The sequence below is a fragment of the Halomonas huangheensis genome (assembly GCF_001431725.1).
Lineage (GTDB): Bacteria > Pseudomonadota > Gammaproteobacteria > Pseudomonadales > Halomonadaceae > Halomonas > Halomonas huangheensis.
On the sequence record NZ_CP013106.1, the window covers coordinates 2,977,357 to 2,991,470 of the forward strand.

Genomic DNA, 14,114 nt, shown 5'->3' on the forward strand with positions numbered 1-14,114 from the left:
TGATTTTGACAAGCATCATCACTTCGACACGCCTAGTCTTGCAGCATGCCCAGATTCCGCGGTCTGAATTTCCGCGACGGGATCCATTCCGCCGACCGGGCGGCTCAACACATGGGGACTGACATGCTCAACGCCAACAATATGCTCGATGCTGCCACCTGGCAGCGCGACCTCGATAGCCTGTTCGCCGATATCAGTGATCACTATGCGATTGAGGAAAGTCCTTTTGTCGAGGAGCTGATCAAACTGCTCGATGGCAAGGACGAGCATATCAAGCACGTGGCCGAAAGCACGGCGTCACTGGTTCGCGAAGTACGTGAGATGGACACCGCGGTCGACACCATTGATGAGCTGCTTCAGCAGTACAGTCTCGACACCCATGAAGGCCTGATGCTGATGTGTCTGGCCGAGGCCATGCTGCGTATTCCCGACAAGGAAACCGCTGACGCCCTGATCGAGGACCGCCTTGGCCCCGCTGACTGGCAAGCCCATCTCGGCAAGAGTGAGTCGTGGATGGTCAACGCCTCGACCTGGGGTCTACTGATGACCGGTCGAGTGGTAACCCTCGATAAACCACGTGACGGCAAGCCATCAAGCTTCATCAACAAGCTCGTCAACCGCATGGGTGAGCCGGTCATTCGACGCGCCATGGTCGAGTCGATGAAAGTCATGGGCAAGCAGTTCGTACTCGGTCGGGATATCAATGAAGCCTTGAAGCGCTCTCAGCCGTTGTTCGACAAGGGCTATACCTATTCCTATGACATGCTCGGCGAAGCCGCTCGCACCCGCAAGGATGCCAAGGGCTACTTCGATGATTACGCGCGAGCCATCCTGCAGGTCGGCAAGACCAGCCGCAGCCTGAGCAGCAAGACGCCAGCCCCATCGGTGTCGATCAAGCTTTCCGCTCTACATCCACGCTATGAGTTCGGTCGTCGCGAACAGGTTCTCGAAGAACTGGTAGGCAGCGTTCTCGAGTTGGTCAAGCTGGCTCGTGACAATAGCGTCGCCATCACCATCGACGCCGAGGAAGTTGACCGCCTTGAGCTGTCTCTGGAGGTCTTCCGTGCCGTCTACGAGAATGACATCACTCGTGGTTGGGGCCATTTCGGACTGGTAGTACAGGCTTATTCCAAACGCGCACTACCGGTGCTGCAATATCTGAACCGTCTCGCGGACCTGCAGGGCGACGAGATTCCCATACGCCTGGTCAAGGGCGCCTATTGGGATACCGAAATCAAGGAATCTCAGCAGCTCGGCGTCGATGGCTACCCGGTGTTCACCCGCAAGGCCTCGACTGACGTTTCCTACCTGGTCTGCGCCCGTTTCCTGCTGTCCGACAACACCAGGGGCCGTATTTTCCCGCAGTTTGCCACGCACAACGCCCACACCATCTCAGCGATTCTCGAGCACGCCAACAGCGCTGACCGTGCCTTCGAGTTCCAGCGTTTGCACGGCATGGGCGAAGCTCTCTACGACGCCGCACTCAAGCGCGCTCCGCAAGGCACCTACTGCCGTATCTATGCCCCGGTGGGTGCGCACAAGGACCTGCTTCCCTACCTGGTACGCCGCCTGCTGGAAAACGGTGCCAACTCGTCCTTCGTTCACCAGTTGGTCGACCCCAAGGTACCGGTGGAATCACTCTGCGTGCATCCGATCGAGACGCTGCGTCAATACTCCAGCATCGCCAATACCCAGATTCCGCTGCCCAGCGATATCTATGGCGAGGCGCGCCAGAACTCACGCGGCGTCAATCTCAATATCCGTAGCCAGTATCAACCGCTGATGGATGCCATGGCGAAACACATGGACAAGCAGTACGAAGCGCGTCCTCTGCTGGGCTTCGATGTCGCCACCGATCCGGCGCTGGTACATGACGTGACCAGCCCCTACGACCGCCGCCAGAAGGTCGGCACGGTGCTGTGGACAAGTGCCGACCAGGCGCAGAAGGCCGTCGATGCGGCCTGGCAAGCCTACCCAGGCTGGGAATCCACTCCTGTGAGCGAACGCGCTGCCATCCTGCGCCGCTTCGCCGATCTGATGGAAGACAACCTCGCCGAGCTGATGGCTCTGTGCTCGCGCGAAGGCGGCAAGCTGCTGACGGATGGCGTCGATGAAATCCGCGAAGCCGTCGACTTCTGCCGCTACTACGCCGCACGCGCCGAGGAACTGTTCACTGCTCCGACCGAACTGCCGGGGCCGACAGGCGAGTCCAACAAACTGTTCATGGGCGGTAAAGGCGTATTTGCCGCCATCAGCCCGTGGAACTTCCCGGTCGCCATCTTCTGCGGCCAGGTGGTGGCTACCGCCGTATCCGGTAACACTGTTCTCGCCAAACCTGCTGAACAGACATCGATTATCGCTCATCGCGTCATAGAGCTACTACGCGAGGCAGGTATGCCACGCGATGTCGTGCAGCTGCTGCCTGGCGATGGCCCGACCGTGGGTAGCGTGCTGACCAGTGACTCACGCATCACCGGCGTGGTCTTCACCGGTGGTACGGATACAGCCCAGATCATCAACCGTGCTCTGGCAGCCCGTGAGAATGCCGCGCTGCCTACGTTGGTCGCCGAGACCGGCGGCATGAATGCGATGATCGTCGACTCCACAGCCCTGCCGGAACAGGTGGTGGCCGATGTGGTTCACTCTGCCTTTCAGAGTGCTGGTCAGCGCTGTTCCGCACTACGCGTCCTGTACCTGCAGGATGACGTAGCCGACCGTGTTCTGGAAATTCTCGACGGCGCCATGGCCGAGCTGCATGTCGGCGATCCTCGTGATCTAGGCACCGATGTCGGCCCGGTGATCGATGAGGATGCACGCAAGAACCTGCAAGCACACATTGATCGCCTCAAGGGAGAGAGCCGCCTGATCGGCGAAACGCCGCTTACTGCCGAACATACCCAACACGGCACCTTCATTGCTCCGAGCGCCTTCCTGATCGACAGCATTGATGCCCTCGAGCGTGAACAGTTCGGTCCTGTACTGCATGTAGTGCGCTGGAAGAGCCAGGACCTCGACAAGGTCATCGCCTCCATCAATGCCCGCGGCTATGGCCTCACCTTCGGCGTTCACAGTCGCAACGAGTCCTTCGCTGATGAGATCGCGCGCAAGATGCGCGTGGGCAACGTCTATATCAACCGCAATATCATTGGTGCTGTCGTTGGCGTACAGCCCTTCGGTGGCCAGGGTATGTCCGGTACTGGGCCAAAAGCCGGTGGCCCTCATTATCTGCTTCGCTTCGCCACCGAAAAGACCGTCACCAACAACACGGCAGCATTGGGCGGCAATGCTTCTCTGCTGGCGATGGATGACGACTGACCAGATGAACCCTCCTGCCGGCCCCAAAGTGGGTCGGCAGCGGTCATCTCCCGGAGTGATCTATCGTTATTCAGAATATACTCAGCAATATATGACCGAGAACCGTAACTGATAAAGAGCCGTAACTGATAGAAAGCAACAGCCGAGAGAACCAGACACAAAGGTCTTTATCACACGAAGAAATGGCCATCATCTTATTTGAGAATGGCCATAACAAGGGCCTTTAAAGGCATGCTTCTGCTTCTTCCAGTGGGTAAAAGCAGAAGAAAACTGGTGTCAATGGCATCAGCGACAAGAAGAGGACAACCCACTAGTCGGTACGCAGGGATCAAGCCATCATTACCGGGCAAATTCCAAAACTATAGTAGGGTTTACAAGGCTTGGAGAATTGCACCAAATGTGGCTATACGTCATATGACATTTGCAAGAAACCATGCAAAACCTGACAACAACTCAATCAACAAGCAAGGGGTATCTACATGGCAATTGGAGTCTGGATTAGCCTGCTCGCCTATTTCGCACTGATGATCGGAATTGGCATCTACTCAGCCAAGCGTGCCACCTCGAACTCCGAAGAGTATATGCTCGGCGGACGCCAGCTTCCGCCCGCTGTCGCGGCTCTCTCCGCTGGAGCATCGGATATGTCGGGCTGGCTGCTTCTCGGCCTTCCCGGAGCGCTCTACCTAACGGGTCTGGTGAATGCCTGGATCGGAATTGGCCTTTTCATCGGGGCCTTTGTCAACTGGATTGTCGTTGCGCCACGTCTACGAGAGCAGACGGAGCGCTATGACAATTCGCTGACTGTGCCGCAATTCCTGGCCAACCGTTTTCCGACCCGCGCCATGGCACTGCGTACGGTCTCAGCCATCATCATCGTACTGTTTTTCGCCGTCTATACGGCTTCTGGACTGGTTGCTGGCGGCAAACTTTTCCAAAGCGCCTTTGGTGAAATGATCAACATTGCGAGTTTCAGCGATTACTCCGTAGGGGTATGGCTGACATTGGCTATCGTACTTGCCTATACCGTCATGGGCGGCTTTCTCGCGGTATCACTTACTGACTTCGTACAAGGCTGCATCATGATGCTGGCACTGGTGATCATGCCAGCCGTGGTTTTGTTCGGAGAAGGCGGCGGCGGCTTCTCCCAGGCATCGGAGACATTGGCTTCACTTGACCCCAGTTTCCTGTCTCTCTTCCAGGGACTCACGGTAGTGGGCTTTATTTCGACCGTGGCATGGGGTCTAGGCTACTTTGGTCAGCCACACATCATTGTGCGCTTCATGGCGATTCGTACGGTCAAGGAAGTCCCCACTGCGCGTAATATCGGCATGGGCTGGATGGCAATTTCACTGGCGGGTGCTGTTGCTCTTGGTGTCTTCGGGCGCGCTTACATCGAGCGCAATGGCCTGGTATTGGACGACGCAGAAACGCTGTTCATCGTGCTGTCCAACCTGTTGTTCCATCCACTGGTAACCGGCTTCCTGTATGCCGCACTGCTGGCCGCCGTGATGTCGACGATCTCGAGCCAACTACTGGTAGCGTCCTCTTCTCTGACCGAGGACTTCTATCGCCTGTTCCTCAACAAGAAGGCCGATGACAAGACACTGGTCTTGGTCGGACGCATCTGCGTACTCGCTGTCGGTATCATCGCCGCCCTCATCGCTGGCGATCCCAACAGTCAGGTACTGGGCCTGGTGTCGAATGCCTGGGCAGGGTTCGGTGCTGCTTTCGGTCCTCTGATCATTCTGTCGCTGACATGGAACAGGATGTCAGGTACGGGCGCTCTCGCAGGTCTGGTGGTCGGCGCTGCGACCGTTATTATCTGGATCGCGCTCGGCTGGAATCAGGCATTCCTCGGCATGGAAGGTGTCGGCATTTATGAAATCGTGCCGGGCTTCCTCCTGTCCTGGATCGCCATCGTACTGGTGAGCAAGGCCACTGCCACCGACACCGAGTTCCGCCCGATCTCGTAACCGTCGTTCTCTGGCACACAAGACGCCTGCCCCAGTGGCAGGCGTCTTGCGTTTAATGACCGGCCAGACACTGGCCTCCGGTACTTGCCGCAGCAGGCGACAAACAAGCCCCGTGGCAGAAAGGCCGGTGCCAGCCCTGAATAAACCGACGGATTGAATGAACAGCAGGACTGGATCAGCAGCGTTAGATAAACAGTACCCGGATCAGCAGCAGAAAGATGAACACCCCCAGAGCCGCTGGATACCAGGGCAACCCACCCACCAACCGCAACCATGCTGGTACATCTCCATAGAGCAGTGGCTGCGCCAGACCGCCACCCAGTGCCCAGATCCCCAGCAGGATCATCGGTAGCCTCCATGGCCACGCGAGGCCACTGATCAGGCGAGGCTCAATCAACAGCCATACTGCCAGAACAGCACAGGTCGCCAGCATGATTGCCGCCAGCCCCACCGGCAGGGTGCTCAGCCCGAACAAGGGCATATCCTGTCGACTTCTTCTCATCCCCAGCCTCCCCGACATGTCGCCGTGGCGAGTATCTCGCACAGAGATCCTGCCTACAGCAACCGCCCTGCCTTTCCCTACAGTGAAGACGATTTGCAGTGATGCCGCGAGTTCATCGCTCCGGCTTTGCACATACGCAGCTCCCCGAGACACAAAACGCACGAAGCCTGTACAGGATGTAACACTGAATTCATCCACAGAACCATCTATTCGACAAAAGTTCCATAGAAATAGCCAAGAAAATGCCTACCGCTCAATAGGAATTTTCTACAAGACATTTGGAAACAGTGTTTTTATACTCCTTATCGTTCAAGGATCACTTCCAGCATAGGGAGTGATTCATCAGACTGATGAGGAGACAGTCGATATGAAAACTTCACGTCTTGTAGGTACTGCTGCACTGCTGGCCGTCACTGCCTTTGGCGCTCAATCTGCCCTGGCCTATCAGGCCGGCGACTTCTACGTCCGTGGTGGCTTCGAGAAAAGCGACCCCGAGTCCGGCAACGGCGCTCTGTACGGTGACGACATCAACGTGTCAGAAGACACTGGTTTCGCCTACGGCATGGGCTACCTGTTCCACAACAAGCTGGGCGTGGAGCTGAACGGCAGCCAGACCATGGATCAGGACCTGACTGCGGGTAACACCGGCCTGGGCGGCAGCTTCGACAGCACTCCGATCAACCTGATGCTCAACTACTACCCGCTGGGTGGCATCAGCGACGCTCGCGTGCATCCGTATGCCGGAATCGGTGTCAACTACACCCACTTCGACAACGAGTCCTTCAACGCGGATCTGGACGAGTCCTGGGGCTTCGCCGGCCAGGTGGGCGTTGATCTGAGCGTGACTGACAACCTGCTGGTTGGTACCTGGGCTCGTTACGCTGATGTCGATACCGATGTCGACATCGATGGCACCTACAAGACCAGGCTCGACATCGACCCGGTCACTGTCGGTGCTGGCGTTACCTACCGCTTCTAAGCCATTGCTCGCCGCCAGCCGGCGGTGTAGCACAGCAAGCGCAAACCGCGTCCGATTCATTCGGACGCGGTTTTTTCATGCCTGAAGAAACCACCAACGCACAAACAGGTATTGAGCTGGATCAATATGGACATCCTTTACCTTTCATACACTTGTCAGCAATCCGGGCTCGACATGATTGAGCGAATCCGGCCCATTAGTGTGTGCAGAAGGAGAATGTCATGCGCCGCCCTCTCGTTTCATCATTACTGGTTGCTGCCATTGCGGGATCGGCTCTGGTCAGCTCCCAAGCCATTGCCTATGGCAAAGGTGACTTTTTCACCCGCGCGGGAGTCGCAAAAGTAGCACCAACTTCCGACAACGGAGACCTGGTGCATGGCACCCTATCAACGGATGTCAGTTCAGATAATGGGGTGGCCTTCACCTTCGGCTACCGTTTCCATGACAAGTTCGGCGTTGAGCTACTGGCGGCTTCACCCTTCGATCATGATATCAGCCTGACTGCTGGCGACGGCAGCCATATTGGTGCCAGCACTGACAGCCTGCCGCCGACTCTGACTCTGCAGTACTATCCACTGGGTGGTCTGGATTCACGTGTGCAGCCGTTCCTTGGTCTGGGGGTCAACTACACCCACTTCTCAAACGAAGACATCGAGATCAAGGGAGCAGACCTGGAGCTTGACGATTCCTGGGGCGCCGCGGCCCAGGTGGGCGTCGATCTAATCATCAACGACCACTGGGCAGCTACCACTTCCATCACCTATGCCGACATCGACAGCGATGTCGAGCTCGACGGAAACGACATCGGCAAGGTCGATATTGACCCGGTGGTGGTAATGGGCGGTATCAGTTTCTACTTCTGATCTCCCCACACCTGGAATCAGCCCCCTGAAAACAGTAACGCCCACTTGCAAGTGGGCGTTATGCGTTCGGTGATGCGATTCTTCTCAGCGAGGAGACTGCCGCGATAGGCCGAGCCTCAACAGAGCCGTGTCGTCCAATCCGTCCACAACCTCTACAGCCGCCAATTGACGGTGGTAGTCAGAACTGAGGAAGGCCTCTCCTGCCAGCAGGTGGTCGAGGTATTCTCGCGCCGGCTTGAGAGCATCCGCTACGCGCCCTGCCGTAGCGATGTACACCCAGGCAGAGACCACATCGGTATCAACATTTATCGGCAACCAGTGGCGATTGTACTCGACGGGATAGCCTTCAAAAGGGTCCATGGCGAGAATCTGATCCTCTGCATTCAGCTCGAAGAGCGCCCCTTCCACACGCTGCCCCACACAGGGCACCACATTGGCATGGGCGACTCCCGCAACCTGAGACGCCTTGTTGAAGCTCAAGCAATAACCTTCCAGTACTCCCGGAACGGCCCTGCGCACCGCACCAATGCGGGCATGCACTCGAGCCTCATTCATATTGCTGCCGTAGGCAAAGTACCAGCTCATGCAACTCCCCGGGTATGATCAGTTATGCGTCACCAAGCGGTCGATGTCCTCGACAACCTTCTTCATCAACGCTCGATCCTGAGCACCCGCGCCGTCCTGAATCAACCAGGCATCCACTGCTGGAGCAACATCGCAGCTCGCCGGTAACGGTGCCCGATTGTCCACCAGAATCTGCAAGCGTGCGATAAAGATGTATCGCAGCCACTGTGGCATGCTCATGGTGTCGATACAGAACGGCTGCTGACTATTGAAAGCTCGTGCCTCTGGCTCTTCCATACGCCATAGATTGGTGGCGCGCATGGTCGCCTCGAGCTCTCGCAACGCAGCCGCGAGCTCATCATATACCTCGGCTTGATCCGACATCTCGGCTCCGGTTCTATTGCAGGAATGTCACACTATTGTCGCGCGCAGAGCCGGCGCCGACCACCCTTTCCAGCGTGCCCCATTCCAGCGCTTCCCATTCAGCACTACGCGTTCCAGCCCTACGCGTTCCAGCCCTACCCTGCCATCCCCGCTGCCAAACTCTGCGCAGTCCGTTCAACCATCGTTCAGATTGCTTTCAGGCAGTACCTTGCGCAGGAAATTGCGGGTTCGAGGATCACGCGGCTCCTGAAACAATTGGGAAGGCGGCCCCTGCTCAACGATGCTGCCACCGTCCATGAAGATGACTCTGTCGGCAACGTCATGTGCAAACCTCATTTCATGGGTGACCACCAACATGGTCTGCCGCTCCTCGGCGAGGGCTTTCATCACGCTCAACACCTCGCCAACCCACTCTGGATCGAGAGAAGAGGTCGGCTCGTCGAACAGAATCACTTCTGCCTGAGCCGCCATGGCCCGGCCAATGCCAACGCGCTGCTGCTGACCGCCGGACAACGAGGCCGGCCAGGCATCAGCCTTGTCGGAAAGTCCAACGCGTTCAAGGATTCGGTGCGCCAGTTCCCGAGCCTTCTCCTCCGGCCAACGATCCACCACAATCAGCCGTTCGGTGATGTTCTCCAGCGCTGTCTTGTTGGCGAACAGCGCATAGTTCTGGAAGACAAAAGCAGTATGTCGACGCACCGCCAGAATCTGCTGCCGAGTCGCCGTATTCATATCGACATCAATATCACCGATCTGCAACTGACCAGCGTCGGGTTGCTCGAGAAAATTCAGGCACCGCAGCAGGGTCGATTTTCCGGTACCAGACGGGCCGATCACCACAATGATCTCACCCTTCTGGATCTCCAGATCGATGCCATCCAGCACCCGCGTATTGCCGAATTGCTTGACCAGATTACGCACCTTGATCATCGACGATAAGCCTCGTTCAGTCGGTGTTCGAGTCGGCGCTGCAGCCAGGCCAGCAATTCAACAATCGCCCAGTAGATCACCGCTACGGTGATGAAGGCCTCGAAGTACAGGAAACTGCCGGATGCCTCTTTCTGAGTAGCCCCCATCAACTCGGTCACGCCGAGCGTAAAGGCCAGCGAGGTCGCCTTGATCATATCGATGAAGTAGTTCATCAGCGTAGGAGCCGCGATACGCGCCGCCTGCGGCAAGACGATACGCCGCATCAACTGTCCATTGGTCATACCGATCGACAGGGCCGCTTCAGTCTGGCTGCGGTCGATGCCGATAATCGCGGCACGAATGGACTCAGCCATATAGGCAGAGAAGTGCAGTGTCAGCCCCATGATGGTAGCGGTGACGCCATTGATCGCCGTCAGAAAGGACAGCACTTGCGGCAAGCCATAATAGAACAGGAATAGCTGCACCAGCAGTGGCGTACCGCGAAAGAACGAGATGAACAGCATGGTAATGCCATTCAACACCGGCAGTCTCAGCACCCGGATCACCGCCAGAGCACACGCAAGCACCAGTGCCAGCACCATGCCAGCCACTGCCATGGAAAGCGTCAGCGGCAGGTAGCTCAATAATACCGGCACCAGGCCGACCATATAGTCGACGTTGAGGATATCCATCAGTCAACCAGTCAGGGTTCAGTTTGCGGTATCGGTCGTGGTGATATCCGCGCCGAACCACTGCTGTGAAATCTCGCTGAGCGTGCCGTTATCGCGCAGCGTCCGTAATGCGGCATTGACCTCATCACGCAGTGCTTCACTGTTCTGACGGAATGGCAGCGCATTATGAATTTCGGAGAATGGCTGACCAGCCAGTTGCAACGGTAGCGGTTTATCCTTGATCACCTGCGAGGCGCTGACACGGTCCATGACGAAAGCGTCGACACGGCCTAGAGCGGTATCCTGCTCGATGTTGCTGTCATAAGTACGAATGTCGATCTCGTCGGCATAGGGCAGCTCACGCAGCAGTTGTTCATAGTTGGAACCCAGATTGACGGCAACGGTCTTGCCGACCAGATCCTCGACACCCTGAATCTCTTCATTACCGCGTTTCACTACTACCTGAGCACCGTCATAGACATAAGGGTCAGTGAACAGATACTTCTGTTCGCGCTCATCGGTGATGGTGATCTGATTGGCAATGGTATCGACTCGACCTGACTCGAGCATGCCGAACAGTCCAGAGAAACTGGCAGTGATGAACTCGACATCGACCCCCATCTCTTCACCCACGGCTTCCATGACGTCGACCTCAAACCCCTGAAGCTTGTCCTGCTCGACGAAAGTAAACGGGAAATAGCCTCCCGACATGCCGACCTTGAGTGTGTCCTCAGCCTGGGCATTGGCGGCAAAAGTGACCATGCCTGCGGAGATCAGTGCTACTGCCAATTGACGGCGCATGAGCAACTCCCTGATTTTCTGGAATTCCTGTTTGATGAATCCAGGTTCGGTGTATCGTCCTCGAGTCGTGCTACCGAGACTCGGGCACTTTAAGTAACTTATGGAATAAGTGGACTGTATTATATTCCATATTGATTGAACACGCCGAGTAAATTCCGTTGGTTGTTTCAATGCAACGAAACTATCAGACCTCTCGTGCTCACAGGCCATCTCAGCAGCCACACCAACCAGGCACCAGAACTATCCCCAGGCTGTCAGAAAACATTCACAGATCTCCTGAACGTCCCTGTGGATAAACCTTGGACATGTCGCTGAAGCCAAGAGCCAATGCCCACTGGAGAGTATTGCTCAAGATTTGACCAGTTCAGCATATTTTTTCCTCATCAACGGCTGACACTCCCTCATCTGCCATGTAGAGTGCGTCCGTCATCAAGGGAGGTGCCATGCAACCCATTCACAGCCTTCACGACTTCTTCAATCTGTGCCATGCCGAGCTGCGTCTTTACCATATAGGGCGTCGCGTAGAGCCCTGTGAGCGCGAGGTACTGGCCGAGTTCGAAAAGGGTATCAGCCCATGGCCCGCTCCCTGGCAGGGCAAGGCTCGTCTAGCCATGGTCTTTCGCCTCGGAGAAATGCAGGACCCCTTGATCTGGTTTCTGGCACTTCCACTGGATGAGCAAGGTCACCTCGATCCTGCTCAGCGCGATGCCTTTCTCGAACGGTTGTTACTGACTCTGGGGCAGAGCAGCGAGGCAATAGAGAGCCAGTCATCCGCAGATATCAACAACCTGATGAAGGACAACCCACTGGCCTTCACACCCGCACTGCCTTTTCAGGCGATGCTGCATGCACGTGCCTGTGCAGATGCAGGCATGCCCGCCAGTGAACACCTTGAGCCAGTGGAGGACTACCTCAGCGGCCAGGCCAGTATCGATTGGAAGGCACTGGGGCTTCAGGGTATCGCTGATTATGCGGTGCGCCTGAGCAGTGATCACATGACCGAGTTGGCCAGAATAGTCCCGACTCTGCACAACGAGGTCCTGTTGCCACTATGCTACTGTCTAGAGAATGTCAGCATTGATTCAGTTGTGGTTGAAGCGCTGCGTCAACGAGGTGAAACAGCGGCACAAGATGGCGACCTGGAAAGTCTATGTGCCTGTGTTCGCGCCATTTCTGGAGGACCGCGCGAGGAGGTTGGCGTCTGGCTGGATGAACTATTGGCCGACGCCAATGCCTGCGGACCCGATGTCCTGGCCGCTATGGCGGCTCGTGGCTGGGAGCACCTCGAACATGAGCAACGCCTGCCCTGCTACCTGGAGCGAGTCGCCAGCAGTGAACAGGCGGATTTCCTCGCCCTGGTGAGAGACCTGGCACTGATACCTCGCCTACGCCTGCCTGTGCTGATGATACTGCGTCAGGCGAGCAATGATTCACCGATTGGCAAACGCCTGACAGCAGTGACTGTTGGCAAGACCAGGCGTGAAGAAGGTTGAGTCCGGCCACCGAACTCAATTCAACAATATGAATATGAGTGCGGATGGCACGACAAGGAGAATGTCATGAAGGAGCTGCCCTACCAGGCCAGAGCCGTCGTCGGACGCCGTGAAATGGTGATTCTTCCGGAACTTCATCTCCACCTCTGCGCCAAGGTTGATACCGGGGCCCGCACCTCGGCATTACATGCCGAGGACATCGAATCCTTTGAAGAGGATGAGATCCTGTGGGTCAGCTTTGTCACTCGCAGCGGGGGACCCGACAGCCCAGCACACAGCTACCGAATGCACCTCCATGATCGCCGCCGAGTTACCAGCTCCAACGGCCAGTCCGAATGGCGCTATATCGTTCGCACTCGCCTGCAGTTGGGTGATCTGGAATTTCCTGTGGAACTGTCGTTGACTGACCGAAGTAACATGCGCCACCCCATACTCCTGGGACGCCGTGCCCTCAGACGACTGCTGGTTGCTCCCGGTGTCGCCTTCCTGCACGGTGAGCCGTGAAGCATTGCGGCAAGTCATATCACAACTAGACACAACTGATCGGCCCCCTACAGGCATGACGGCGACAAGCTGTTCAGGTCGATTGATTTCCACAAATACAGGCGTCGCCGCGCCAATGGCCTTCCACTCTGCTGTCAGGAGACACGCCCATGCACATCGCACTGCTGTCCCGCAATCGCAACCTCTATTCCACTCGCCGCCTGGTGGAAGCCGCAGAACAACGGGGCCATACCGCTCGGGTTGTGGACACTCTGCGTTGCTACATGAGCATTGCCTCTCATCACCCGTCGATTCACTACAAAGGTGAGGAGCTGGAGCCTTTCGATGCCGTAATCCCTCGTATCGGCTCTTCGGTCACCTTCTACGGGTGCGCAGTGCTGCGTCAGTTCGAGATGATGAACATCCCGGTGCTCAACGATAGCGTCGGCATCACTCGTTCGCGTGACAAGCTGCGCTCACTGCAGCTGCTGTCACGCAAGGGCATTGGCCTGCCGGTGACCGGCTTCGCTCATTCACCAGACGATATTCCTGACCTGATAACCATGGTTCGTGGCGCTCCTCTTGTCATCAAGCTTCTCGAGGGCACGCAAGGTATCGGCGTAGTGCTGGCGGAAACCAACCAGGCCGCGGAGTCAGTCATTCAGGCCTTTATGGGCATGAAGGCCAACATCATGGTCCAGGAGTTCATCAAGGAAGCCAAGGGAGCCGATATCCGCTGTTTCGTGATTGGCGACAAGGTCGTGGCCTCGATGAAACGCCAGGCAGCCGAAGGTGAATTCCGTTCCAACCTGCATCGCGGTGGTAGCGCCAGCGTGATACGCATTACCCCCGAGGAACGCTCTACCGCGATTCGTGCCGCCAAGGCCATGGGCCTGCGCGTGGCCGGTGTCGATCTGTTGCGCTCCAACCACGGCCCGGTGGTCATGGAAGTCAACTCCTCTCCTGGTCTACAGGGAATCGAGAGTGCAACCGGCAAGGATATCGCCGGCATGGTCATCGAACACCTCGAAAAAGCGGCCGTTAGCGGTCCTCGCCGGCGCCCGCCGGCCAAGCCCAAGGGCTGAATACCCCCTCTGCTCGCTGCTACCTTTCGCCTCGGAGGTCCTCCGAGGCGACGACATATATGGCGAAGGGCCCTGAATCACAAATATTTGCC

Annotated in this window: 13 protein-coding genes; 7 read left to right on the forward strand and 6 right to left on the reverse strand. The window is 57.0% G+C overall.

Going from position 1 to position 14,114, the window contains the following annotated elements; genetic code table 11:
* Window positions 1-123 precede the first annotated feature (123 nt).
* The gene (gene putA / locus AR456_RS12995) at window positions 124-3,315 is read left to right on the forward strand and encodes a bifunctional proline dehydrogenase/L-glutamate gamma-semialdehyde dehydrogenase PutA (RefSeq protein ID WP_021818951.1); all 3,192 of its coding nucleotides are present in this window, start codon (window positions 124-126) and stop codon (window positions 3,313-3,315) included.
* Window positions 3,316-3,794: 479 nt separating this feature from the next.
* A complete protein-coding gene (gene putP, locus AR456_RS13000) occupies window positions 3,795-5,288 on the forward strand; it encodes a sodium/proline symporter PutP (protein WP_021818950.1) in 1,494 nt (497 codons plus the stop codon).
* A 184-nt stretch (window positions 5,289-5,472) separates the two neighbouring features.
* Here the strand turns inward: putP and AR456_RS13005 are convergent, their stop codons facing one another.
* Window positions 5,473-5,790, reverse strand: a complete 318-nt coding sequence (locus AR456_RS13005; protein ID WP_155829261.1) for a hypothetical protein — start codon at window positions 5,788-5,790, stop codon at window positions 5,473-5,475.
* A 367-nt stretch (window positions 5,791-6,157) separates the two neighbouring features.
* Between AR456_RS13005 and AR456_RS13010 the strand changes: the two genes are divergently transcribed.
* Window positions 6,158-6,769, forward strand: coding sequence for an OmpW/AlkL family protein (locus AR456_RS13010; protein WP_021818948.1), 612 nt, complete (start codon window positions 6,158-6,160; stop codon window positions 6,767-6,769).
* Between the two features lie 221 nt (window positions 6,770-6,990).
* The gene (locus AR456_RS13015; RefSeq protein WP_021818947.1) at window positions 6,991-7,632 is read left to right on the forward strand and encodes an OmpW/AlkL family protein; all 642 of its coding nucleotides are present in this window, start codon (window positions 6,991-6,993) and stop codon (window positions 7,630-7,632) included.
* Between the two features lie 84 nt (window positions 7,633-7,716).
* On the opposite strand, the gene AR456_RS13020 is transcribed toward AR456_RS13015, so the two are convergent.
* The 5 genes from AR456_RS13020 to AR456_RS13040 all read right to left on the reverse strand — a co-directional run bounded on the left by AR456_RS13020 (window position 7,717) and on the right by AR456_RS13040 (window position 10,961).
* The gene (locus tag AR456_RS13020; protein WP_021818946.1) at window positions 7,717-8,217 is read right to left on the reverse strand and encodes a gamma-glutamylcyclotransferase family protein; all 501 of its coding nucleotides are present in this window, start codon (window positions 8,215-8,217) and stop codon (window positions 7,717-7,719) included.
* 18 nt (window positions 8,218-8,235) lie between these two features.
* Window positions 8,236-8,580 carry a YqcC family protein gene (locus AR456_RS13025; RefSeq protein ID WP_021818945.1) on the reverse strand — a complete coding sequence of 115 codons (345 nt, stop codon included), beginning with the start codon at window positions 8,578-8,580 and terminating at the stop codon, window positions 8,236-8,238.
* 174 nt (window positions 8,581-8,754) lie between these two features.
* Entirely contained in the window at window positions 8,755-9,510 is a 756-nt protein-coding gene (locus AR456_RS13030; protein ID WP_021818944.1) for an amino acid ABC transporter ATP-binding protein, read from the reverse strand.
* Window positions 9,507-10,181, reverse strand: a complete 675-nt coding sequence (locus AR456_RS13035) for an amino acid ABC transporter permease (protein WP_021818943.1) — start codon at window positions 10,179-10,181, stop codon at window positions 9,507-9,509. Before AR456_RS13035 ends, AR456_RS13030 begins: the two co-directional genes overlap by 4 nt.
* 18 nt (window positions 10,182-10,199) lie before the next feature.
* The gene (locus AR456_RS13040) at window positions 10,200-10,961 is read right to left on the reverse strand and encodes an amino acid ABC transporter substrate-binding protein (protein WP_021818942.1); all 762 of its coding nucleotides are present in this window, start codon (window positions 10,959-10,961) and stop codon (window positions 10,200-10,202) included.
* A 443-nt stretch (window positions 10,962-11,404) separates the two neighbouring features.
* Here AR456_RS13040 and AR456_RS13045 point away from each other — a divergent pair, with 443 nt between their 5' ends.
* The 3 genes from AR456_RS13045 to rimK all read left to right on the forward strand — a co-directional run bounded on the left by AR456_RS13045 (window position 11,405) and on the right by rimK (window position 14,022).
* Window positions 11,405-12,454 carry a DUF3549 family protein gene (locus AR456_RS13045; RefSeq protein ID WP_021818941.1) on the forward strand — a complete coding sequence of 350 codons (1,050 nt, stop codon included), beginning with the start codon at window positions 11,405-11,407 and terminating at the stop codon, window positions 12,452-12,454.
* Window positions 12,455-12,520: 66 nt separating this feature from the next.
* A complete protein-coding gene (locus tag AR456_RS13050) occupies window positions 12,521-12,958 on the forward strand; it encodes an ATP-dependent zinc protease family protein (protein ID WP_021818940.1) in 438 nt (145 codons plus the stop codon).
* Between the two features lie 149 nt (window positions 12,959-13,107).
* On the forward strand, window positions 13,108-14,022 hold the full coding sequence (rimK, locus tag AR456_RS13055) for a 30S ribosomal protein S6--L-glutamate ligase (RefSeq protein WP_021818939.1): 915 nt from the start codon (window positions 13,108-13,110) through the stop codon (window positions 14,020-14,022).
* The last annotated feature ends 92 nt before the right edge of the window (window positions 14,023-14,114 follow it).